General features: G+C 71.9%; 17 protein-coding genes. 12 read left to right on the forward strand and 5 right to left on the reverse strand.

Annotated features, from left to right (window positions below):
- Positions 1-51 precede the first annotated feature (51 nt).
- Positions 52-762: a ribonuclease HII gene (locus ABZ154_RS01635; RefSeq protein WP_356828002.1), complete on the forward strand. Its 711-nt coding sequence runs from the start codon at positions 52-54 to the stop codon at positions 760-762.
- Positions 763-824: 62 nt separating this feature from the next.
- On the forward strand, positions 825-1475 hold the full coding sequence (locus ABZ154_RS01640; protein WP_356828179.1) for a hypothetical protein: 651 nt from the start codon (positions 825-827) through the stop codon (positions 1473-1475).
- A gap of 76 nt (positions 1476-1551) precedes the next feature.
- On the opposite strand, the gene ABZ154_RS01645 is transcribed toward ABZ154_RS01640, so the two are convergent.
- Together ABZ154_RS01645 and ABZ154_RS01650 are read right to left on the reverse strand one after the other, a co-directional pair.
- Positions 1552-2202 (reverse strand): hypothetical protein, encoded by a 651-nt coding sequence (locus tag ABZ154_RS01645; RefSeq protein ID WP_356828004.1) that lies wholly within the window; start codon positions 2200-2202, stop codon positions 1552-1554.
- Positions 2203-2418: 216 nt separating this feature from the next.
- A complete protein-coding gene (locus ABZ154_RS01650; protein WP_356828006.1) occupies positions 2419-4590 on the reverse strand; it encodes a RecQ family ATP-dependent DNA helicase in 2172 nt (723 codons plus the stop codon).
- A gap of 110 nt (positions 4591-4700) precedes the next feature.
- On the opposite strand from ABZ154_RS01650, the gene ABZ154_RS01655 reads away from it, so the two are divergent.
- The 6 genes from ABZ154_RS01655 (at position 4701) to ABZ154_RS01680 (ending at position 12780) form a co-directional block, all read left to right on the forward strand.
- Positions 4701-6095 carry a DUF4192 domain-containing protein gene (locus ABZ154_RS01655; RefSeq protein ID WP_356828008.1) on the forward strand — a complete coding sequence of 465 codons (1395 nt, stop codon included), beginning with the start codon at positions 4701-4703 and terminating at the stop codon, positions 6093-6095.
- A gap of 138 nt (positions 6096-6233) precedes the next feature.
- Positions 6234-6977 (forward strand): NUDIX domain-containing protein, encoded by a 744-nt coding sequence (locus tag ABZ154_RS01660; RefSeq protein WP_161267410.1) that lies wholly within the window; start codon positions 6234-6236, stop codon positions 6975-6977.
- A 146-nt stretch (positions 6978-7123) separates the two neighbouring features.
- A complete protein-coding gene (locus ABZ154_RS01665; protein ID WP_356828010.1) occupies positions 7124-8860 on the forward strand; it encodes an ATP-binding cassette domain-containing protein in 1737 nt (578 codons plus the stop codon).
- Positions 8861-9020: 160 nt separating this feature from the next.
- Positions 9021-9911 carry a FadR/GntR family transcriptional regulator gene (locus ABZ154_RS01670; RefSeq protein ID WP_356828012.1) on the forward strand — a complete coding sequence of 297 codons (891 nt, stop codon included), beginning with the start codon at positions 9021-9023 and terminating at the stop codon, positions 9909-9911.
- Between the two features lie 324 nt (positions 9912-10235).
- Positions 10236-11783: an RNA polymerase sigma factor gene (locus tag ABZ154_RS01675; RefSeq protein ID WP_031125811.1), complete on the forward strand. Its 1548-nt coding sequence runs from the start codon at positions 10236-10238 to the stop codon at positions 11781-11783.
- Between the two features lie 166 nt (positions 11784-11949).
- A complete protein-coding gene (locus ABZ154_RS01680) occupies positions 11950-12780 on the forward strand; it encodes a serine protease (RefSeq protein WP_356828014.1) in 831 nt (276 codons plus the stop codon).
- Positions 12781-12900: 120 nt separating this feature from the next.
- Here the strand turns inward: ABZ154_RS01680 and ABZ154_RS01685 are convergent, their stop codons facing one another.
- The gene (locus ABZ154_RS01685; protein ID WP_356828016.1) at positions 12901-13137 is read right to left on the reverse strand and encodes a hypothetical protein; all 237 of its coding nucleotides are present in this window, start codon (positions 13135-13137) and stop codon (positions 12901-12903) included.
- A gap of 447 nt (positions 13138-13584) precedes the next feature.
- On the opposite strand from ABZ154_RS01685, the gene ABZ154_RS01690 reads away from it, so the two are divergent.
- From ABZ154_RS01690 to ABZ154_RS01700, 3 genes are all read left to right on the forward strand, one after another.
- The gene (locus tag ABZ154_RS01690; protein ID WP_356828018.1) at positions 13585-15711 is read left to right on the forward strand and encodes a DNA topoisomerase IV subunit B; all 2127 of its coding nucleotides are present in this window, start codon (positions 13585-13587) and stop codon (positions 15709-15711) included.
- Between the two features lie 181 nt (positions 15712-15892).
- Positions 15893-16369: a DUF485 domain-containing protein gene (locus ABZ154_RS01695; protein ID WP_356828020.1), complete on the forward strand. Its 477-nt coding sequence runs from the start codon at positions 15893-15895 to the stop codon at positions 16367-16369.
- Entirely contained in the window at positions 16366-17958 is a 1593-nt protein-coding gene (locus ABZ154_RS01700; protein WP_356828022.1) for a cation acetate symporter, read from the forward strand. The genes ABZ154_RS01695 and ABZ154_RS01700 overlap by 4 nt, the downstream gene beginning before the upstream one ends.
- 7 nt (positions 17959-17965) lie before the next feature.
- On the opposite strand, the gene ABZ154_RS01705 is transcribed toward ABZ154_RS01700, so the two are convergent.
- Both ABZ154_RS01705 and ABZ154_RS01710 read right to left on the reverse strand, forming a co-directional pair.
- Positions 17966-18634 (reverse strand): response regulator, encoded by a 669-nt coding sequence (locus tag ABZ154_RS01705; protein WP_356828024.1) that lies wholly within the window; start codon positions 18632-18634, stop codon positions 17966-17968.
- A complete protein-coding gene (locus ABZ154_RS01710; RefSeq protein WP_356828026.1) occupies positions 18631-20298 on the reverse strand; it encodes a sensor histidine kinase in 1668 nt (555 codons plus the stop codon). Before ABZ154_RS01710 ends, ABZ154_RS01705 begins: the two co-directional genes overlap by 4 nt.
- Before the next feature lie 194 nt (positions 20299-20492).
- Here ABZ154_RS01710 and ABZ154_RS01715 point away from each other — a divergent pair, with 194 nt between their 5' ends.
- Entirely contained in the window at positions 20493-21512 is a 1020-nt protein-coding gene (locus ABZ154_RS01715) for a LacI family DNA-binding transcriptional regulator (RefSeq protein WP_356828028.1), read from the forward strand.
- Positions 21513-21518 lie beyond the last annotated feature (6 nt).

Here is a 21518-nt window from a genome sequence, read left to right on the forward strand (position 1 = left end):
GGCGCCCCGGGGTGTCGCTGCCGTCGCTCTCGGCGTACGCTGACTGGCGCCATGCCGTACGAACCACCCACGCACACCGTCGAGCGCTCGCTTCGCGCTACCACCGGTGCCAGGACCGTTGCCGGTGTCGACGAGGTCGGACGCGGGGCGTGGGCCGGACCCGTCACCGTGTGTGCCGCGGTCACCGGCCTGCGCCGACCGCCCGAAGGCCTCACCGATTCCAAGCTGTTGACGCCTCTGCGGCGTGCCGCGCTCGCCCCCGTGCTGGAGAGCTGGGTCACGGCCCACGCCCTGGGGCACGCCTCTCCGCAGGAGATCGACGACCTCGGCATGACCGCGGCTCTCCGGCTCGCCGCCGTACGGGCCCTGGAGGGGCTGCCGGTGCGGCCCGACGCGGTGATACTCGACGGCAAGCACGACTACCTGGGCGTCCCCTGGAAGGTCCGTACGGTCATCAAGGGCGACCAGTCCTGCGTCGCGGTGGCGGCCGCCTCGGTCATCGCCAAGGTGCACCGCGACCGGATGATGGCCGAACTGGGCGGGGAGTCCGAGGAGTACACAGACTTCGCCTTCGGTGCCAACGCGGGGTACCCCTCGCCGGTGCACCGGGCCGCACTGGAGGAGCGGGGGCCCACACCCCATCACCGCCTCTCCTGGGCGTATCTGGACGCGCTGCCCCGGTGGCAGCACCTGAAGAAGGTCCGTTTTTCCGCCGAGGCGGCCGCACTCGAAAGCGGGGGCCAGCTCGGCTTCGAATTCTGATCGCGCGCAGGCGCCCACCAGCGATGCCGACCGCCCACGTCGGCCCACGACAGACCACCTTCCTGCCTCTCTTCCTTCAGGAGCCTCAGATTCACGAGAGTGCCCAGGGTCCCCGCGTCACTCCGGCCGCCGGCCGTACCGCGCCGACCCCCCGTCCCGTACCAGGCCCGCGTTCCGCGGCCACGCCGCGTCCCGGCCGTCCGGTCCCCGGCCCGGCGCGCCCTACGCCTCCGGCACAGCGCGCACACCCCGCCTCCGTACCCGCGCCCGCACCGGCTCCCGTAGCGCCGACGAGCGCTCCGAGCCGACCGGAGAATCGTTCCGCGCCACAGCTCCAGCTGATCCCGGCCCCGGCCGGCGGAGCCCTCGACGCGGCCGAGGAAGCGGTCGACCTGTTGCTGGAGTCCGGCCGCGCGCCGGGCGACATCCTGGTGCTCACCACCGGCGAGCAGCATCCGTGGGCCGCCCACGAGCTGTCCTTCGGTGACGCCGCGTACTGGGCCCAGCAGGACGCCGGCGACGACGTCTTCTTCGCGGACGCCTCCGCGGTCGACCGGGCCGAGCCCCGGCCCGTGGTCGTCGTGGCGGTCAACGGGGACGCCGGTGACACCGTCGTCCGCGCGCTGCCCGTCGCACGTGACCGTGCCGCCGCGCTGCTGATCGTCTGCGGAGACCCGCAGACGATCAACTCCGCACTCGGCGCGGGCGTCTGAACCGTCGCACCGGTCGTACAGGAGCCCCGGCCGCCGTCACGGGCGGCCGGGGCTCAGCTTCTTGTGCGCCTCCCGTTCACCGGGCGGCCGAGCGGCGCAGCGCCTGGGCCGACCCGCCACCGGTCCGCGTCAGAGCGGGCTGCTGTCCGGCGACGAGGTCGGCCAGCGGGGCCGGCTCCGACAGGGAACTGGGCCGCCGTCCGCCCCGCCCCTCGCCGAGCACCTGCCAGCCCCCGCTGGTCAGCGTGATGTACGCACCGCACCGGAGTCCGTGCAAGGTGCAGGCGTCCCGCAGGCCCCACATCCACGCTCCGTCCTCCTCGGTCCACCGCTCGTCGCCGTCACGGCAGTAGAGAAGCACCGCTGTACGCACCGGAGTACGGCGGCGCAGATCGTGCGGGATGACACGCCGCAGCTGGTCGAGCAGGGCGTTGCGGAAGTCCCAGCCGTCCGCCGCCACCGCGTCCCGGCGCGTGAACGAGGCGCTCGCCGTGAGCCGTTCCTCATGATCGAGGACCGCGACCACGGCGGTGGCGGGCGTCGGCCGGTGCCGGGAGTGCAGCCCGCTGACGACCTCCCGCGGACTGCGCAGCAGCGGTATGCCCGCCGAGGCCCACTCGGCGGGTTCGAGCATCCGGGCAAGGCGGTTGACGGAGTCCGCGGCACCCGGTGGGGTCGAGAACGCCGATATCGAAGTGGCTGAGGACGGGGCGAATCCGAAGGTCATGGTCCTCCCTTCGCTACGCGCCCATGGTGCGGGCAGGGTCGAATCAGGGCGCGCCGCGGCACAGCCCTTCCGGGCCCGACGAGAACTGTGCGGGGAGCAGTCCCAATTCTTCCTGGCGTATCGGCGGGCGGCAACGAGCAATTGGCGCGGCTGACGGGAATCAGCCGGAATGACACTGATATCCCTGCCCGGCCCCGGCCCGGATGACGCCTTCCGTCACCCCTGAACCGCGAGGACCAGCGGGCACACCCCCCGGGCTCCGGCCCGCCGCAGCAGTCGCGCGGCGACGGCCAGCGTCCAGCCGGTGTCGGACAGGTCGTCCACGAGCAGGACCGGACCGTCGGCGGACCGCAGTGCCTGTGCCAGCTCGGGCTCGACCGCCAGGGCCTCGTGCAGGGCCCGCACCCGCTGTGCGCTGTTGGTCTGCGACATCGGCAGATCCTCCGTACCCGGCGCGTACGTCACCGTCCCGAGCAGGGGCATCCGGCCGATCTCGGCGATGCGTCGGCCGAGCGACTCCACCAACTGCGGTCGGCGGCGTGAGGCGAGGGTGACCACGCCGACCGGCCGGGGCGCGGCGTCGGGTGCCCCGGAGGCCCAGCCTCCGGGGCCCCTGGCCCAGTCCGTGAGCACGGTGACCACGGCGTCCGTGACATCGTCCGGCACCGGCGCGTCCGGTGCCTGCGCCGCCAGCATGGGGCGCAGCCGATTGCCCCAGCCGATGTCGGAGAGCCTGCCCAGCGCACGTCCGGCGGAGGACAGTTCACCGGCGGGGATACGCCCCTTGAGGTCGACACCCACCGCGGCCAGACCGGTGGGCCACATCTTGCGGGGGGCCACCTCCACCCCCGGCCGGCCCAGCTCGCTGCGGGCGCCGTCCAGGGCCGCGGTGGAGACCTTGTCGTCGAAGCGGGCGCCCGCGCAGTTGTCACAGCGCCCGCAGGCGGTGGCTTCCTCGTCGTCGAGCCGCAGCCGCAGGAACTCCATCCGGCAAGCCGTCGTCGTGACGTAGTCGCGCATGGCCTGCTGCTCGGCGGCCCGCTGCCGGGCGACCCAGGCGTAGCGCTCGGAGTCGTAGACCCATGGTTCGCCGGTGGAGATCCAGCCACCCTTGACCCGCTTCACCGCGCCGTCGACGTCCAGCACCTTGAGCATCGTCTCCAGGCGGGTCCGCCGGAGGTCGACCAGAGGTTCCAGCGCCGGCAGGGAGAGCGGCCGCTCCGACCCGGCCAGGACGTCCAGGGTGCGGCGCACCTGCTCCTCGGGAGGGAAGGCGACCGAGGCGAAGTACTGCCAGATCGCCTCGTCCTCCTTGCCGGGGAGCAGCAGCACCTCGGCGTGCTCGACCCCGCGCCCCGCGCGCCCGACCTGCTGGTAGTAGGCGATGGGGGAAGAGGGCGAGCCAAGGTGCACGACGAAGCCGAGGTCGGGCTTGTCGAAACCCATGCCCAGCGCGGAGGTGGCGACCAGCGCCTTGACACGGTTGGCCAGCAGGTCGTCCTCCGCCTGCTGGCGGTCCGCGTTCTCGGTCCGCCCCGTGTAGGAGGTGACCGGATGACCGTTCTGCCGCAGGTAGGCCGTGACCTCCTCGGCCGCCGCGACCGTCAGCGTGTAGATGATCCCGGAACCGGGAAGCTCCCCCAGGTGGTCGCCCAGCCAGGCCAGCCGGTGCGCGGCATTGGGCAGCCGGAGCACGCTCAGACTCAGGCTCTCCCGGTCCAGCGGACCACGCAGCACCAGCGCGTCCGTGCCGGCTCCCGTGCCCAGTTGTTCCGCGACGTCCGCCGTCACGCGTGCGTTGGCCGTGGCGGTGGTGGCCAGCACCGGCACGCCGGTGGGGAGATCGGCGAGCATGGTCCGCAGCCGCCGGTAGTCCGGCCGGAAGTCATGCCCCCAGTCGGAGATGCAGTGCGCCTCGTCGACCACCAGGAGACCCGTCGCGGCGGAGAGCCGGGGCAGCACCTGGTCCCGGAAGTCGGGATTGTTCAGCCGCTCCGGGGAGACCAGGAGCACGTCGACCTCACCGGCCGCCACCTCGGCCTGGACGCTCTCCCACTCCTCCGTGTTGGACGAATTGATCGTGCGGGCGCTGATCCCCGCCCGCGCGGCCGCCGCGACCTGGTTGCGCATCAGCGCCAGCAGTGGCGACACGATCACGGTCGGGCCGCTGCCCTGCGCGCGCAGCAGCGAGGTCGCCACGAAGTAGACCGCGGACTTGCCCCACCCGGTGCGCTGCACGACCAGCGCCCGGCGCTTGTCGGCCACGAGCGCTTCGATCGCCAGCCACTGGTCCTCGCGCAGCCTGGCCTCACCCGTGGCATCCCCGACGAGGCGGGCGAGGACGGAGTCGGCCGAAGCTCTGAGTGCTGCACGATCTGCGTTGGTCATCCCCCCATGCAACCCGATGACGACCGCAAACCGCGAACGGCGGGGCGAGCCTGTGGATAACGTTATCCACAGGGGTCGCGGGATCCGGCGGACCGCGGGACCGTCGAGCCATGAACAAGCACCATGAATCCACCGGCCCGTCCGACGGTCAGCAGATCACCCTGCGAGGCCCCGCCGAACTCGCCGATGCCCTCCCGTATCTGATGGGGTTCCACCCCAGCGACAGTGTCGTGATGGTGGCCCTGCACGGCGGCCGGGGCCGGTTCGGCGGCCGGCTCCGGCTCGGCATTCCGCAGGCGCCCGGTGAATGGGGACCGGTCGCCGAACAGCTGGCGGAGAGCCTCATCTCGGGGAGCGAGCGCCGCGACGGACGGCCCGACGCGATCGTGATCTTCCTCTGCCAGGACTCGCCGGACGGCGAGAGCGGACGCCTGACCATGGAGCGCCTGCGTCCGTTCGCCCAGAGCCTGCGCACGGCGTGCGGAGCGCTCGACGTGCCTGTGCTCGAAGCGCTCTGCCTCTCGGACGGCCGGTACTGGTCCTACTGCTGCCCCGACGGCCGGTGCTGCCCGCCCCAGGGAAATCCCCTGGCCATGCCCGGTACGACGGTGATGGCCGCCGCGGCCGCCTATGCGGGGATCCAGGTACGGGGGACGCTGCGCGAGATGGAGGCGCGGCTCGCTCCCTGGCAGACGCCGGAGGAGGCATCCGCACAGCTGCAGGCGCTGGACCGGGTCGCGCCGTCGCTGGTGACCCGGATCCTGGACGAGCGGGCGAAGGCCCAGGTGGCGAAGGAGACCCTCACGCTCGCCCACACCCTGATGGGCCGCCTCGGGCGCACGCAGCCCGCTCCGGAAGCCGTCTCCGACCTCGGGGACGACCAGCTGATCGACGAGGACGAGGCCGCCGCCGTCATCCTCGGCCTCCAGGACCGGGAGACCCGTGACAAGGCCGCGGCCTGGATGGAAGGTCCCGACGGCCACTGCGCGCTGAGGCTGTGGCGGACACTCGCCCGGCGTTGCGTCGGGCCGTACGGCGAGCACGCGGCGGCACCGCTGACCCTGGCCGGCTGGGTCTCCTGGTCGACCGGCGACGAGCCCGGCGCGCGGGTCGCTCTGGCCATGGCGCTCCGGGCGGACCCGGAGTACACGTTCGCGCAGTTGCTGCACCGGGCGTGCAACGAAGGGCTGGACCCGGAGACCCTGCGCCGCTGCCTGCGCGGTGACGGCGGCGGCGGTGCAGGGCCGCAGGCAGCGGTGACGGGTGGCGGGGAGGAGGCCGGAGCGGGGACGGGGGCCGGGGTGGCCAGGGGGCCTGCGCTGCATGTCCGCAGAGTCAGGCCGGCGGCGAACCGGGCACGGCGGCGCGGGAGCGGTCGCGGGGCGTCGGACACCGGGGGGACCACACCGACGCCCGGCACCGCCAGGCCCGGGCCGGTGGCCACCGGGCGCCGCATGCGCGACGTCCGGCGGTACGGCAGGCGCGGCGCCGGTACGCGTCGCTGAGGGCGACGGGGCCGGCAGCGCGGTGAGTGGGGGGTGCCCTCGACGTGTGCGGCCGAATCCGGCCGCACACGGGATCTCCCTGATCACCGGAGTGACGAAGGGAGTGTTTATCGTCAGGCAGACGACTATGATCGCGGCATGCCGCCCTACGACCCGTCGACCTTCCCGCCCTTCGCCGTCACCGTGGACCTGGTCGTGCTCACGGTGCGCCGTCACGCGCTCTGCGCGCTGGTGGTCCGCCGCGGAGAAACGCCGTTCCAGGGCCGGTGGGCGCTGCCCGGCGGTTTCGTCAGGGCCGACGAGGATCTCGGGTCCGCGGCGGCGCGTGAGCTCGTCGAGGAGACGGGGCTGTGCGCCCATGATCCGGCGAAGCCCGCCGTGGGCAACGGCGCGCACCTCGAACAGCTGGCCACCTACGGGGACCCGGCGCGGGACCCCCGGATGCGGGTCGTCAGTGTCGCGCACCTCGCCCTCGCCCCCGATCTGCCCGCGCCCCGGGCGGGCGGGGACGCCAACAGCGCCCGCTGGGCGCCCGTGGAGGACCTGCTCAGGGAGGGCGAGCAGGCGACGCCGCTCGCCTTCGACCACGCGAGGATCCTCGCCGACGGGGTGGAGCGCGCCCGATCCAAGATCGAGTACTCCTCGCTGGCCACGGCGTTCTGCCCGCCGGAGTTCACGGTCGGGGAGCTGCGCCGGGTGTACGAGGCGGTATGGGGTGTCGTCCTCGACCCCCGTAACTTCCACCGCAAGGTCACGGGCACCCCCGGCTTCCTGGTGCCCTCCGGCGGGACCACCACACGGCAGGGCGGCCGGCCCGCGCAGCTGTTCCGGGCCGGTGCGGCCACGGTGCTCAACCCGCCGATGCTGCGTCCGGAGGTCTGACGGCGGGGCCTGTCGGCGGTCCGGGGAGTGCGGAACACCCGGGGGGCCACTGCTGCACGAAAAGTCGGAAATGTCGCGTTATGTTGCTGCGGTACCCCTCTGCCGCCGAGCGGTCTCACCTTCCGTGAGAGAACGCGAGAGAAGCGATGCTCCAGGCCATCGGACTCACCAGCACCCCCCGTCGCGACGCTCCGCCCGCCGTGGACGACCTGACCTTCGAGGCCCCGCCCGGCCGCGTCACCGCTCTGCTGGGCGCCCCCGGCTCGGGCAAGACCGCGGCCCTGCGGCTGATGCTCGAACTCGACTCCGGCCGGGGCGTCGCCTACTTCCGCGGCAGGCCGCTGCACCGCATCGCCCACCCGGCGCGCGAAGTGGGCGTACTGCTCGGTGACGTACCGGGGCACCCCTCCCGTACGGCCCGCGGCCAGCTCCGGATGCTCTGTGCGGCCGCCGGAACGCCCGCGGCCCGCGCCGACGAGATGCTCGAGGTCGTGGGCCTGGCAGGGCTCGGGGACCAGCGCCTGGGCACCCTCTCGGTGGGGATGGACCGTCGGCTCGGCCTCGCCTCGGCCCTCCTCGGGGACCCGCACACCCTGGTCCTGGACGAACCCGCGGAGGGCCTCTCCCCGCGCGAGAACAGCTGGTTGTACGGGCTGCTGCGCGCCCACGCGGCCCAGGGCGGAACGGTCCTGTACGCCACCGCCGACCCCAAGGAGGCCGCCCGCACGGCCGACCACGTCGTCACCGTCGACGGCGGCCGCCTCGTCGCGGACCAGCAGGTCGCCGACTTCGCCCGCACCCGGCTCCGCCCCCGCGTCGCCGTCCGCACCCCTCACGCGGCCCGGCTCGCCGCAGTCGTCAGCAGAGAGGCCCGGGCCGCGCAGCGCTCGGTCGAGGTGGTCCCCGAGGCGAACGGGCGGCTGACCGTGTACGGCAGCACCTGCGCCGAGGTGGGGGATACCGCGTTCCGGCACGGTGTCCCGGTCCACCAACTCGCCGACGAGATCGGCGACACCGGCCCCGCCGCCCCGCCGCCGGACAGCAGCGAGGCCCGGCAGCCCTCCGCCGCCGCCCTCTCCGAACTGCCACCGCCGATCCGGGCCCGCCCCGCTCGCGGGCCCCTGCGTCCGCTCCGGTACGAGTTGCGACGCTCCCTCGGCGTCCGGACGACGGCCATGATCATGGCCTCCGTACTGCTGGTCTCCGCCGCGCTCTCCGTCCTCCTGGCGCGCACCGGCGGTACGCCCCTGCCGCGCGCGCTCGCCGCCTGGCCCGAGCTGCTGCCGCTGCCGCCCGCCGCCTTGGGCGCGGGCATCCTGGGCGCCCTCTCCTTCGGCGACGAGTTCCGCTACCCGGCGCTCGCCGCCGGCCGCGGCACCGTGCCCCGGCGGATCGGCCTGCTGCTGGCCAAGCTGACGGTGACCGCCGGATTCGCCCTCCTGCTGGCGTCTGGCACCGTCGTCTGCGGCGCGCAGGGTCTCCGGCTCTTCTACGGCCCGGAGTTGCTCACCCCTCCGGCCAATGCCGTCGTGCTCGGCGCGAGTTGGGCCTGCCTGACCGTGGGCTGCGCCTGGGCGGGGCTGCTGGCGGCGGGTGTCTTCCGGGTGGCCGGGGCCGGGATCGCCGCCGTGCTGGCTGTTCCGGTGCTGGTGGTTCCGCTGGTGCAGAAGGTGTTCGCCGTCCCGTCCGCACGTTCGGTCACCGGATTTCCGGGCCGACTGCGCGAACTGGCTTGGTGGCAGCTGCCGCAGGAGGCGGACCGCTGGGTCCTGGCCGTCGCGCGGGTGGTGGCACAGCCCGTGGGCGCCGCGCTCACCCTGTCGTTGTCGGCCCTGGTCTGTGCGTATCTGTTCACCAGTCTTCGCGGGAAGGTGCGTTGGTGATCACCGCAGCCCGGCGTCGAAGAGGGGAGCCCGTAACTCCGTAGGAAATGCCTGGTTCAGGCTCATATGGCGTCAATTGCGGCGCGGACGTCGATCACCCTTTCGTGTGCTTTTCAGCAAAGACCTCAAGGGGCGGACGAGCCACGCCGACAAAGGATGCGTGAGTACCCTTGCGCACACCATGATGACCGCCGCCCGCTCCGCCGATTCCGGCCTGGCCGGCCCGGGCGAACTCGATCGCTATCCCTATACGGAAGCACCGGCCGGCGAGCGCGCCGCAGCCCGGCCCTGGGGCGGTTCCGATTCCGAGTTGGGGCGGGCGAGCCGACGGGGGGCGGCCAGCCGCGGACGCGGCCTGCACGGCCAACTCGTCCAGCAGCTGGGCCAGATGATCGTCTCCGGCGACCTCGGCGCGGACCGCCCCCTTGTTCCCGAGGAGATCGGCCAGCGCTTCGAGGTCTCCCGCACCGTCGTACGCGAGTCCCTGCGCGTCCTGGAGGCCAAGGGGCTCGTCAGCGCGCGCCCCAATGTGGGTACGCGGGTCCGCCCGGTCAGCGACTGGAACCTGCTGGATCCCGACATCATCGAGTGGCGGGCCTTCGGTCCGCAGCGCGACGACCAGCGCCGCGAGCTGGCCGAGCTCCGCTGGACCATCGAGCCCCTCGCCGCCCGCCTCGCCGCCGGGCACGGCCGGGAGGACCTTCAGCAACGCCTCGGCGACATGGTGGAGATCATGGGGCACGCGATGGGGCAGGGGGACACGATCACCTTCTCCCGCGCCGACGCCGAATTCCACGCCCTGCTCATCCAGGCCGCGGGCAACCGGATGCTCGAGCACCTCTCCGGCATCGTCTCGGCCGCCCTGCACGTCTCCGGCGGCCCGGTCACCGGCTGCGACCGTCCGGGTGAGGCCTCGCTCGCCCACCACGTGCGCATCGTCGACGCCCTGGCTTCGGGCGACTCCGCGGGGGCCGAGACGGCCATGCGCCAGCTGCTCGTCGTCCACCCCGACGTGGAGCGTGTGGTCCCCGCGCCCCGCGAGCAGCACTGACCGGTCCACGGCCGGGGTGGGCAGGCCCTGTGCCGCCGGACCGCACGGGTCCGGCGGCACAATTGTGATGAGATGCCTGCCCTGGCACGGTTCGTCGCGAATGGGGTGTGACTCGGGCCACGCGGATTGGGCGTAACACTCCTCGAAGCAGCGCGATGACTTAAGAGGTGACCGCCGCGGAAGGAATACAGCAGCCCTTGGGTGCGCTGTTCAGTTCTGAGGCCAAACCCGCGCCGTCGACGACATCCCCAGTCGGCGGTCGTCGGTTCCAGCCCTCTCCAGGGCAGGGCCGGAAGCCGTTTCCATCGTTCCGAGAGGTTGTTCGTGTCGGCCAGCACATCCCGTACGCTCCCGCCGGAGATCGCCGAGTCCGAGTCTGTGATGGCGCTCATCGAGCGGGGAAAGGCTGATGGGCAGATCGCCGGCGATGACGTGCGTCGGGCCTTCGAGGCTGACCAGATTCCGCCAACCCAGTGGAAGAATGTTCTGCGCAGCCTCAACCAGATCCTCGAGGAAGAGGGTGTGACGCTGATGGTCAGTGCCGCGGAGTCGCCGAAGCGCGCCCGCAAGAGCGTCGCAGCGAAGAGCCCGGTCAAGCGCACCGCCACCAAGACTGTCGCGGCGAAGACCACCGTGACGAGGACCGTCGCGGCCACCGCCGCCCCGGCGGCCGAGAGTGCGGACGCGGTGGCCGGCGACGCCGTCGCGGCCGCCCCGGCGAAGAAGGCGGCAGCCAAGAAGACGGCTGCCAAGAAGACCGCCGTGAAGAAGACGGCGGCCAAGAAGACAGCGGCGAAGAAGTCCGGCAAGCAGGACGACGAGCTGCTCGACGGTGACGAGGCCGTCGAAGAGGTCAAGGCCGGCAAGGGCGAGGAAGAGGAGGGCGAGGGCGAGAACAAGGGCTTCGTCCTCTCCGACGACGACGAGGACGACGCGCCTGCCCAGCAGGTCGCCGTCGCCGGCGCCACCGCCGACCCGGTCAAGGACTACCTCAAGCAGATCGGCAAGGTCCCCCTCCTCAACGCCGAGCAGGAGGTGGAGCTCGCCAAGCGCATCGAGGCGGGTCTCTTCGCCGAGGACAAGCTGGCCAACGCCGACAAGCTCGCGCCGAAGCTCAAGCGCGAGCTGGAGATCATCGCCGAGGACGGCCGCCGCGCCAAGAACCACCTCCTGGAGGCCAACCTCCGCCTGGTGGTCTCCCTGGCCAAGCGCTACACCGGCCGCGGCATGCTCTTCCTGGACCTGATCCAGGAGGGCAACCTCGGTCTGATCCGCGCGGTCGAGAAGTTCGACTACACCAAGGGCTACAAGTTCTCCACGTACGCCACCTGGTGGATCCGTCAGGCGATCACCCGCGCCATGGCCGATCAGGCCCGCACCATCCGTATCCCGGTGCACATGGTCGAGGTCATCAACAAGCTCGCGCGTGTGCAGCGCCAGATGCTCCAGGACCTGGGCCGTGAGCCCACCCCGGAGGAGCTGGCCAAGGAGCTCGACATGACCCCTGAGAAGGTCATCGAGGTCCAGAAGTACGGTCGCGAGCCGATCTCGCTGCACACCCCGCTCGGCGAGGACGGCGACAGCGAGTTCGGTGACCTGATCGAGGACTCCGAGGCCGTCGTCCCGGCGGACGCTGTCAGCTTCACGCTCCTCCAGGAGCAGCTGCACTCCGTGCTCGACACGCTCTCCGAGCGTGAGGCCGGCGTGGTCTCGATGCGCTTCGGTCTCACCGACGGCCAGCCGAAGACGCTGGACGAGATCGGCAAGGTCTACGGGGTGACGCGTGAGCGCATCCGTCAGATCGAGTCGAAGACGATGTCGAAGCTCCGTCACCCGTCGCGCTCGCAGGTCCTGCGCGACTACCTCGACTAGGAGCGCCCGACCGCGGCGAGAGTTTCACCGGTAGAACGAGAGTTCACCGGCCGAGGGCCCGGATCCCCCAGGGGAACCGGGCCCTCCGGCGTGTCCGCGGGTGCACAGACGCGCGGGCTCGATCACGCTGGGCGGGTCCGTTGTCACCTCAGTGTCAGGAGCCTTCATGCCCCGTCCCCTCGCCCGTGCCCTGACCGGGGTCCTCGCTCTGACCGCCGCGGCCGTCGCGGCCCCGCTCGCCTCGCCGCTCCCGGCGGCCGCGGACAGCATCGTCGTCGGCGGGCAGCCCGCCCCCGTGGCGGACAGCCCCTGGGCGGTGGCCCTGTCGAGCCGTGACCGCTTCGGAGGAGCGCGCTCGGGCCAGTTCTGCGGCGGCGTCGCCGTGGCGCCCACGAAGGTCCTGACGGTCGCCCACTGTCTGGGGGAAGAGGCGCTCGGCGGGCCGGTGAGCCGGGTGAAGGACCTGCGCGTCATCGCCGGGAGGGACCGGCTGAGTGGCACGAGCGGCCAGGAGATCCCCGTCCGGGGGGTCTGGGTCAATCCGGCGTACGACCCCGCCACCAACGCCGGCGACCTCGCGGTGCTGACGTTGTCCCGGGCCCTGCCGAAGAGCGGCGTCATCCCGATGGCCCGGGCCGGGGACGAGGCGTACCGGCCCGGGACGGCCGCGGCGGTCTACGGGTGGGGGGACACGACCGGAAGCGGTACGTACGCCTCCGTGCTGCGCTCCGCCCGGGTCCAGGTCCTGCCGGACCGCGACTGCGCCCGGGCCTACCCGGGCGGCCGGGAGGGCACGTACGACGCCTCAGGGATGCTCTGTGCGGGCGATCCGGCGGGTGGGCGGGACGCGTGCCAGGGCGACAGCGGCGGGCCGCTGGTGGCCCGTGGGCGGCTCATCGGCCTGGTGTCCTGGGGAAGCGGCTGCGGGCGCGCGGGCAGCCCCGGGGTGTACACCCGGGTCTCCGCCGCCGTGGGGTGGGCCGAAGGCCGCGTCTGAGCGGCTGGACGGGCCGCTGGGCGCCCGCAGACGAACGAGAACGGGCGGCGCCCCTTGGGTAGGGGTGCCGCCCGTCGGCCGGTCCTGGACCGGCCCCTGGCTCGTCGTGGATGCGAGGTGTCAGTGTTGTTCCTCGTCGGCTGCAGCAGTCGCCTGTGCGGCAGTGAGCCGATCCGTCTCATCCTGTATTTCCGCGGCGATCTTCTTGAGTTCCGGCTCGAACTTGCGCCCGTGGTGGGCGCAGAAGAGCAGTTCACCGCCGCTGATCAGGACGACGCGCAGATAGGCCTGGGCGCCGCAACGGTCACAGCGGTCTGCTGCGGTCAGCGGGCTCGCGGGGGTCAGAACAGTAGTCACGTCGCCTCTTCTCTAGCTCGACGAGCTGTCGTACCAGGGTCAACATCCAACCAGGCCGAAAACGTTCCCGCTCGTGGCTTTTCTTCGAAATTTCTTCTCGGGATGGCTGTCAGTTGCCGGTTGGCGGCGAATGTGCCGTATGTGGAGCGCTACGGTTTCGCATTGCTTGTCTCGGGGGTGGGTCCCTCCGGCCGGCTTGCCGGTTTGTTCATGAGGACGTGCCCGGAGCCTAAATGGTTCATGCCTCGAAGGGAACGTGATGTGCACGTCACTCCGACGATCGATCGAACACCCATGCGAGCCCAGATGGAGCTCGACTACCATGAGGATTCCCCGAGGGTGGCGTTACAACCGCTCTACCAGGCCTCTGTAGGCTCTCAGCGGCAACCGAAGCCGACCGTGATACCCATCAAGGGCCCAGATGAAATTCAGCGAGGAGCGAACCGCGTGACCGCCGAAACGTCCGTGCCGTCCACCGCGATGCTGACCGCAGCAGGCGGCGACCGGGACAGCTCCAACTACACCGCGCGGCACCTTCTCGTCCTCGAAGGGCTTGAGGCGGTCCGCAAGCGCCCCGGGATGTACATCGGGTCCACCGACAGCCGCGGGCTCATGCACTGCCTCTGGGAGATCATCGACAACTCCGTCGACGAGGCCCTGGGCGGTCACTGCGACCAGATCGAGGTCATCCTCCACGACGATTCCTCCGTCGAGGTCCGGGACAACGGCCGCGGTATCCCGGTGGACGTGGAGCCCAAGACCGGGCTCTCCGGCATCGAGGTCGTCATGACGAAGCTGCACGCCGGAGGCAAGTTCGGCGGCGGCTCCTACGCGGCCTCCGGCGGCCTCCACGGCGTCGGCGCCTCCGTGGTCAACGCACTCTCCGCCCGCCTGGACGTCGAGGTGGACCGCAACAGCGCGACCCACTCCATCAGCTTCCGGCGCGGCGTCCCGGGCATGTTCACCGAGCAGGGCCCCGAGAGCCCCTTCGACCCGGCCAACGGCCTGCGCAAGGGGAAGCGGGTCCCCAAGACCCGAACCGGTACCCGGGTCAGGTACTGGGCGGACCGGCAGATCTTCCTCAAGGACGCCAAGCTCAATCTGGAGACGCTCTACCAGCGGGCCCGCCAGACGGCCTTCCTCGTTCCCGGCCTCACCATCGTCGTCCGCGACGAGCGGGGGATCGACGGCGAGGGCAAGACCGAGGAGACGTTCCGCTTCGACGGCGGCATCAGTGAGTTCTGCGAGTACCTGGCGCAGGACAAGGCCGTCTGCGACGTCCAGCGGCTGACCGGCACGGGCACGTTCAAGGAGACCGTCCCGGTCCTCGACGACCGTGGTCACATGACCGCGACCGAGGTCACCCGGGAGCTCGGCGTCGACATCGCGCTGCGCTGGGGCACCGGCTACGACACCACCGTCCGGTCCTTCGTCAACATCATCGCCACCCCCAAGGGCGGCACCCACGTCAGCGGCTTCGAGCGCTCCCTCACCAAGACGGTGAACGAGGCGCTCCGCTCCGCGAAGATGCTGCGGGTCGCCGAGGACGACGTGGTCAAGGACGACGCCCTCGAAGGGCTCACCGCGGTCGTCACCGTACGGCTGGCGGAGCCGCAGTTCGAGGGGCAGACCAAGGAGGTGCTCGGCACCTCGGCGGCCAACCGGATCGTCGCGGCCGTGGTCGCCAAGGAGCTGAAGGCGTTCCTGACCTCCACCAAGCGGGATGCCAAGGCGCAAGCCCGGTCGGTGCTGGAGAAGGCCGTCGCCGCCGCCCGTACGCGGATCGCGGCCCGCCAGCACAAGGACGCCCAGCGCCGCAAGACCGCGCTGGAGTCCTCGTCGCTGCCGGCCAAGCTCGCCGACTGCCGCAGTGACGACGTCGAGCGCAGCGAGCTCTTCATCGTCGAGGGCGACTCGGCGCTCGGCACCGCCAAGCTGGCCCGGAACAGCGAGTTCCAGGCGCTCCTGCCGATCCGCGGCAAGATCCTCAACGTCCAGAAGTCGTCCGTCTCGGACATGCTGAAGAACGCCGAGTGCGGCGCCATCATCCAGGTCATAGGAGCCGGGTCCGGCCGGACCTTCGACATCGACGCCGCCCGCTACGGCAAGGTCATCATGATGACCGACGCCGATGTGGACGGCTCCCACATCCGCACCCTGCTGCTGACCCTCTTCCAGCGCTACATGCGCCCGATGGTCGAGGCCGGACGGGTGTTCGCGGCGGTGCCCCCGCTGCACCGGATCGAGCTGGTCCAGCCCAAGAAGGGCCAGGACAAGTACGTGTACACCTACTCGGACAACGAGCTGCGCCAGACGCTGCTGGAGTTCCAGCGCAAGAACGTCCGGGTCAAGGAGTCCATCCAGCGTTACAAGGGCCTGGGCGAGATGGACGCCGATCAGCTGGCCGAGACCACGATGGACCCGCGCCACCGCACGCTGCGCCGGATCAACATCGGTGACCTGGAATCCTCCGAGCAGGTCTTCGACCTCCTGATGGGCAACGAGGTCGCGCCCCGCAAGGAGTTCATCACCAGCTCGGCGGCGACCCTGGACCGCTCGCGCATCGACGCGTAAGGCCTCCGTAGCCACGCCTGAGGCCCTCGCTCCCGGACCACCGGGGAGCGGGGGCCGCCTGCGTTCGGGACTTCTGTCACCTGAAGAGGTGAATTCGGGCGAATGACGCACCTGGGGCCTTCCTTCACCGCCCATGGTGGGCCACGCGGCCGAAAAGGTCCGTGGACAAGGGAGTTGCTCGGTGGAGAAGGAAGCAGGGCCGACGGCCGCGGGAGTGCGGTTCGACGACCCGTGGTACGAGGCGTCGGCCGCGGTCTGGGACGAGGCGGAGGGCGTGGGAGGCGCGGAGCCCGACGGCCCGCGCGGCCCCGGGGAGAAGCGGCCCGGGGCCGGCGCGGCCGAGATCTACCTGGAGGTGCACCGCAGCGCGGCCTTCCGCGAGGTGCGCCGCCGCTACCGCCGCTTCGTGGCGCCCGCCGCCCTCGCCTTCCTCCTCTGGTACCTCGCGTACGTCGTCGCGGCCACCACGGCACCCGCGTTGATGGCCCGCCCGGTCGCCGGAGCGGTCAACGTGGCGATGGTGGCGGGTCTCGGCCAGTTCCTCACCACTTTCCTCCTGACCTGGGCGTACGCACGCCACGCGCGGCTGCGCAGGGATCGGGCCGCCCTCGAACTGCGGTGGGACACCCAGGAGATGACGAGAGGGCTGGGACGTTGAGAGGCGACCACCAGACACTCGCCCTGCTGCTGTTCTGTGCGTTCATCGCGGTGACGCTCTTCATCACCACCTGGGTCAGCCGCAACCGGCAGGGCTCCGCGGAGGAGTTCTACGCCGGCGGACGCCTGTTCTCGCCCATGGAGAACGGTTTCGCCATCGCCGGCGACTACATGTCGGCCGCCTCCTTCCTCGGCATCTCCGGGCTGATCGCCCTGTTCGGCTACGACGGCATGCTCTACTCGGTCGGCTTCCTGGTCGCCTGGCTGGTCGTCCTGCTGCTGGTGGCCGAACTCGTCCGCAACTGCGGCCGGTTCACCCTCGCCGACGTGGTCGCCGCACGCATGGCGGAGCGCCCGGTGCGTACCGCGCTCGGCACCTCCTCCGTCACCGTCTCCGTGCTCTACCTGGTCGCACAGATGGTCGGTGCGGGCTCCCTGGTGGCCCTCCTGCTCGGGGGGACGAGCGACGCGGCCCGGTCCTGGACCGTGGTCGGTGTCGGCGCGCTGATGGTCGTCTACGTCTCCTTCGGCGGGATGCGCGCCACCACCTGGATCCAGATCGTCAAGGCCGTGCTGCTGATGGGCGGAGCCGTCGCCCTCACCGTGCTCGTCCTGGTCCACTTCCGCGGCGACGTCAACGGTCTGCTCACCACCGCGGCCGAACGCAGTGGCCACGGCAGAAACTTCCTCGCCCCCGGACTGCGCTACGGCGGCGACTGGACCGCTCGCCTCGACTTCATCAGCCTGGGCGTCGCCCTCGTCCTCGGCACCGCGGGGCTGCCGCACATCCTGTCGCGCTTCTACACCGTGCCCACAGCCCGGGCGGCACGCCGGTCCGTCGTCTGGTCGATCGGCCTCATCGGCAGCTTCTACCTGATGACGATCGTGCTCGGCTTCGGCGCCGCGGCCCTGGTCGGCTCCGCCGAGGTCCGCTCCTCGAACGCCGCCGGCAACACCGCCGTACCGCTGCTGGCCCTGGTGCTCGGCGGCGGTGAGGGTTCCACCGGCGGAACGGTTCTGTTCGCCGTTGTCGCCGCCATCGCCTTCGCCACCATCCTGGCCGTCGTCGCGGGCATCACGCTCGCCTCCTCGGCCTCCGTCGCCCACGACCTCTACGCCTCGCTCCGCCGCCCGGACCGCAAGAAGTACGGCGAAGTGGCCGTCGCCCGGGTTGCCGCCGCCGGGATCGGGGCGGTCGCCATCGCACTCGGCCTGCTCGCGCAGAACCTCAACGTGGCGTTCCTGGTCGGCCTCGCCTTCGCCGTGGCCGCTTCGGCGAACCTCCCGGCCCTGCTCTACTCCCTGTTCTGGCGGAACTTCACCACCCTGGGCGCGGTCTGGGCGGTGTACGGCGGCCTCGTCCCCGCCGTCGTCCTGGTCGCGTTCTCACCCGTCGTATCGGGCAGCCCCACGTCCCTGTTCCCGGGCGTCGACTTCCAGCTCTTCCCGCTGGAGAACCCGGGGCTCGTCTCGATCCCGCTCGGCTTCCTGGCGGGCTGGCTCGGCACGGTCACCTCGCGCGAGCGGCCGGACGAGGCCAAGCACGCCGAGAGCGAGGTGCGGGCGCTGACAGGGGCGGGGGCGGCCTGAAAGGCTCCTACGCCCAGGCGTAACGGTGCTCCGGGCGGCCCGTCTCGCCGTACCGCAGCGTCAGCCGGACCTTGCCGGTCCGCTCCAGCAGCTTCAGATAGCGCTGCGCCGTCTGCCGGCTCATCCCGGCGCTCTCCGCGATCTCCTGGGCGGAGAGAGGGCCGTCCGCGTCGCGCAGCGCCTGCCTGACCAGCTCGGCGGTGGTGGGGGAGTGACCCTTGGGCAGGTCCGGCCGGCCCGCCGCCCACAGCGCGCCGAAGAGCCGGTCCACCTCCGCCTGCTCGGCCTGCCCGCCGCCGTCGAGCGTGTGGCGCAGCGCCGCGTACGCCTCCAGCTTCGAGCGCAGACCCGCGTACGTGAACGGCTTCACCAGGTACTGGAGCGCGCCGTGCCGCATCGCGTCCTGCACGGTCGCCACGTCGCGGGCGGCGGTCACCATGATCACGTCGACCTGACGGCCCAGCCGACGCAGCTCCCGTACGACGGCAAGGCCGTTGCGGTCCGGGAGGTAGTGGTCCAGCAGGATCAGGTCCACGGGCACCTCCTCGACCACGGCCAGCGCCCGGGCCGCCGAGTGGGCCTGTGCGGCCACCCGGAATCCGGCGACCTTCGCGACGTACGCGGCATTGATCTCCGCCACCCGGACGTCGTCGTCCACGATCAGGACCTGGATCACCGGTTCTCTCCCGTCGTGGCCGGATGGGTCGTCGTGGGGCACGCTGTGCCGAGCGCCTCCGGGAGGACGACGGTGAAGACCGCCCCGCCCCCGTCGGCCCCGGCGACCGTCACACTGCCTCCCTGGCGCTCCGCGAGCCTGCGGACCAGCGGGAGCCCGAGGCCGCGCTTGCCGTGGGCCGGGAGGTCCTTGGTGGACCAGCCCTCGGTGAAGATCGACGCGTACCGCTCCGGGGCGATCCCGGGGCCGCTGTCCCGTACCCGCAGCACCACCGTACGGCCCTCGGCCCGCAGACCGACCTCGATCCGGGCGTCCCCCGAGCCCGCCGCCGCGTCCGTGGCGTTGTCGACGAGGTTGCCGACCACCGTGACCAGGCCGCGCGGGTCGACCACCCGGTCCGGCAGCAACGTGCCGGGGGCCAGCCGCAGCGAGACGCCGCGTTCGGCGGCGACCGTCGCCTTGCCGACGAGCAGCGCGGCCAGCAGCGGGTCCCGCACCTTCTCGGTGACCTGCTCCGCCGTCGCCCGGTGGACGCCCACCACCTCCGTGACGAACTCCATGGCGTCCTCGTGCATCTCCAGCTCCAGCAGCCCCAGCAGGGTGTGCAGCCTGTTGGCGTGCTCGTGGTCCTGGGCGCGCAGCGCGTCGATCAGCCCGGTGGTGGAGTCGAGTTCACGGCCGAGGTGTTCGAGCTCGGTCCGGTCGCGCAGGGTGACCACGGCCCCGCCGTCGTCCGTCTCCATCCGGTTGGCCAGCAGCACCCGGCTGCCCTGGACGGCCAGCAGGTCCTCGCCCACCACCCGGCCCGCCAGCACGTCCACGGTCCGGCCCGCGTCCAGCACCTCCTCCAGCGGCCTTCCCGCCGCCTCGGGGCCGAGCCCCAGCAGCCGCTGCGCCTCGTCGTTGAGCAGCCGGATCCGACCCGTGCCGTCGAGCGCGACGACCCCTTCACGGATGGAGTGCAGCATCGCCTCCCGCTCGGTCAGCAGCGCGGAGATGTCGGAGAACGCCAGGTCATGGGTCTGCCGCTGGAGCCGGCGGGAGATCAGGTACGCGGCGAGGGCGCCGACGGCCAGGGCGGTCCCCGCGTACGCGAGAAGTCCCGGGATCGTGCCGAGGAGGCGGGCGCGGACGCTGTCGTACTCGATCCCGACCGAGACCGCGCCGACCACCTCGGACGAGCCGGAGGCGCCGAGCAGCGGCACCTTGCCCCGGGCCGAGCGGCCGAGCGTGCCGCTGTCGATCTCCATGACGTCCCGGCCGCGGAGCGCGTCCCCGGGGTCGGTGGAGACCACTTCGCCGATCCGGTCCGCCTCCGGGTGCGACCAGCGCACGCCTCGGCGGTCCATGACGACGACGTACTCCGCGCCGGTGGCCCGCCTGATCCGCTCGGCGGCGGACTGGACGGGGCCGAGCGCGGACGGCTGCGTGGTGCGCAGGTCCTCCGCGATGCCCGGCTGGGCGGCCGTGCTCCGGGCGATGGCCAGCGCGCGGCGCATCGCCTCGTCGTCCAGCTGGGCGCTGAGGGGGGCCAGGAACAGGCCGGTGGCCAGCACGGTGACGCCCGTGATGATGGCCAGCTGCATCAGCAGCACCTGGGAGAAGACCCGCTGCGGCCAGCCGAACCGGCGCGGTCCCCGGTCGGAGAGCGGTGGGGCGTTCATCGTAGAGACGGTAAAGGGCGCTGGGGCCGCGCGGAAATCCGTGGGCGGGCGCGTGCGGGCGGGCCAGGGGTCTCGCCCTCCTCCTGCCTGGCGGCGCAGCTTCTGTGAGCGTTCTCGCACGGGCGTTCCGGGGGGTGGCGGCGAGTTCGTCAGGAGCGCAATCCACTTGCGCTTCTTGCGTTAATCTTGCGTTCATGACGCGACGACTTGCTCAAGTGGCCCAGAAGGTGGGAGTCAGCGAGGCGACGGTCAGCCGGGTGCTGAACGGCAAGCCGGGCGTCTCCGACGCCACCAGGCAGGCCGTCCTCTCCGCGCTGGACGTCCTCGGTTACGAGCGGCCCACCCAGTTGCGGGGGGAGCGGGCGCGGCTGGTCGGGCTGGTCCTGCCCGAGCTGCAGAACCCGATCTTCCCGGCCTTCGCCGAGGTGGTCGGCGGCGCGCTCGCCCAGCAGGGGCTCTCCCCGGTGCTCTGCACGCAGACCAAGGGCGGGGTCTCGGAGGCCGACTACGTCGAGCTCCTCCTCCAGCAGCAGGTCTCCGGTGTGGTCTTCGCGGGCGGCCTCTACCACCAGGAGGACGCACCGCACGACCACTACAAGGTGCTCGCCGACCGCAAGATCCCCGTCGTCCTGATCAACGCGGCCATCGACAGCCTCGGCTTCCCCGGCGTCTCCTGCGACGACTCCGTGGCGGTCGAACAGGCCTGGCGCCACCTCGTCTCGCTCGGCCACGAGCGCATCGGCCTCGTCCTCGGCCCCTCCGACCACGTGCCCTCGCAGCGCAAGCTCGCCGCCGCCCGGGTGCTCGCCGAGGAGACCGGCACGAGCATCCCCGACGAGTGGGTGGCACGGGCGATGTTCTCGCTGGAGGGCGGACAGGCCGCCGCCATGCGCCTGCTGGAGCGAGGTGTCACCGGCATCATCTGCGCCAGCGACCCGCTGGCCCTGGGCGCGGTCCGGGCCGCCCGCCGCCGGGGGCTCTCGGTGCCCGGCGACGTATCGGTCGTGGGTTACGACGACTCGGCGTTCATGAACTGCACCGAGCCGCCGCTGACCACCGTCCGCCAGCCCATCGAGGCCATGGGGCGCGCGGCCGTGGAGCTGCTCTCGGTGCAGATCGGCGGGCGGTCCGTGCCCTCGGACGAGCTGCTCTTCGAGCCCGAACTGGTGGTGCGCGGCTCCACCGCCCAGCCGCCGCGCGAGAATTTCCTCTGATCCGTA

This window comes from Streptomyces sp. NPDC006261, from assembly GCF_040613515.1.
In the GTDB taxonomy this organism is placed as follows: domain Bacteria; phylum Actinomycetota; class Actinomycetes; order Streptomycetales; family Streptomycetaceae; genus Streptomyces.

What these genes read in the sequence shown, in the direction of transcription:
- ABZ154_RS01710 (WP_356828026.1), bottom strand. Translation starts at nt 20,298, where the DNA reads ATGAACGCCCCACCGCTCTCCGACCGGGGACCGCGCCGGTTCGGCTGG.
- ABZ154_RS01660 (WP_161267410.1), top strand. Translation starts at nt 6,234, where the DNA reads ATGCCGCCCTACGACCCGTCGACCTTCCCGCCCTTCGCCGTCACCGTG.
- ABZ154_RS01635 (WP_356828002.1), top strand. Translation starts at nt 52, where the DNA reads ATGCCGTACGAACCACCCACGCACACCGTCGAGCGCTCGCTTCGCGCT.
- ABZ154_RS01715 (WP_356828028.1), top strand. Translation starts at nt 20,493, where the DNA reads ATGACGCGACGACTTGCTCAAGTGGCCCAGAAGGTGGGAGTCAGCGAG.
- ABZ154_RS01645 (WP_356828004.1), bottom strand. Translation starts at nt 2,202, where the DNA reads ATGACCTTCGGATTCGCCCCGTCCTCAGCCACTTCGATATCGGCGTTC.
- ABZ154_RS01665 (WP_356828010.1), top strand. Translation starts at nt 7,124, where the DNA reads ATGCTCCAGGCCATCGGACTCACCAGCACCCCCCGTCGCGACGCTCCG.
- ABZ154_RS01650 (WP_356828006.1), bottom strand. Translation starts at nt 4,590, where the DNA reads ATGACCAACGCAGATCGTGCAGCACTCAGAGCTTCGGCCGACTCCGTC.
- ABZ154_RS01680 (WP_356828014.1), top strand. Translation starts at nt 11,950, where the DNA reads ATGCCCCGTCCCCTCGCCCGTGCCCTGACCGGGGTCCTCGCTCTGACC.
- ABZ154_RS01655 (WP_356828008.1), top strand. Translation starts at nt 4,701, where the DNA reads ATGAACAAGCACCATGAATCCACCGGCCCGTCCGACGGTCAGCAGATC.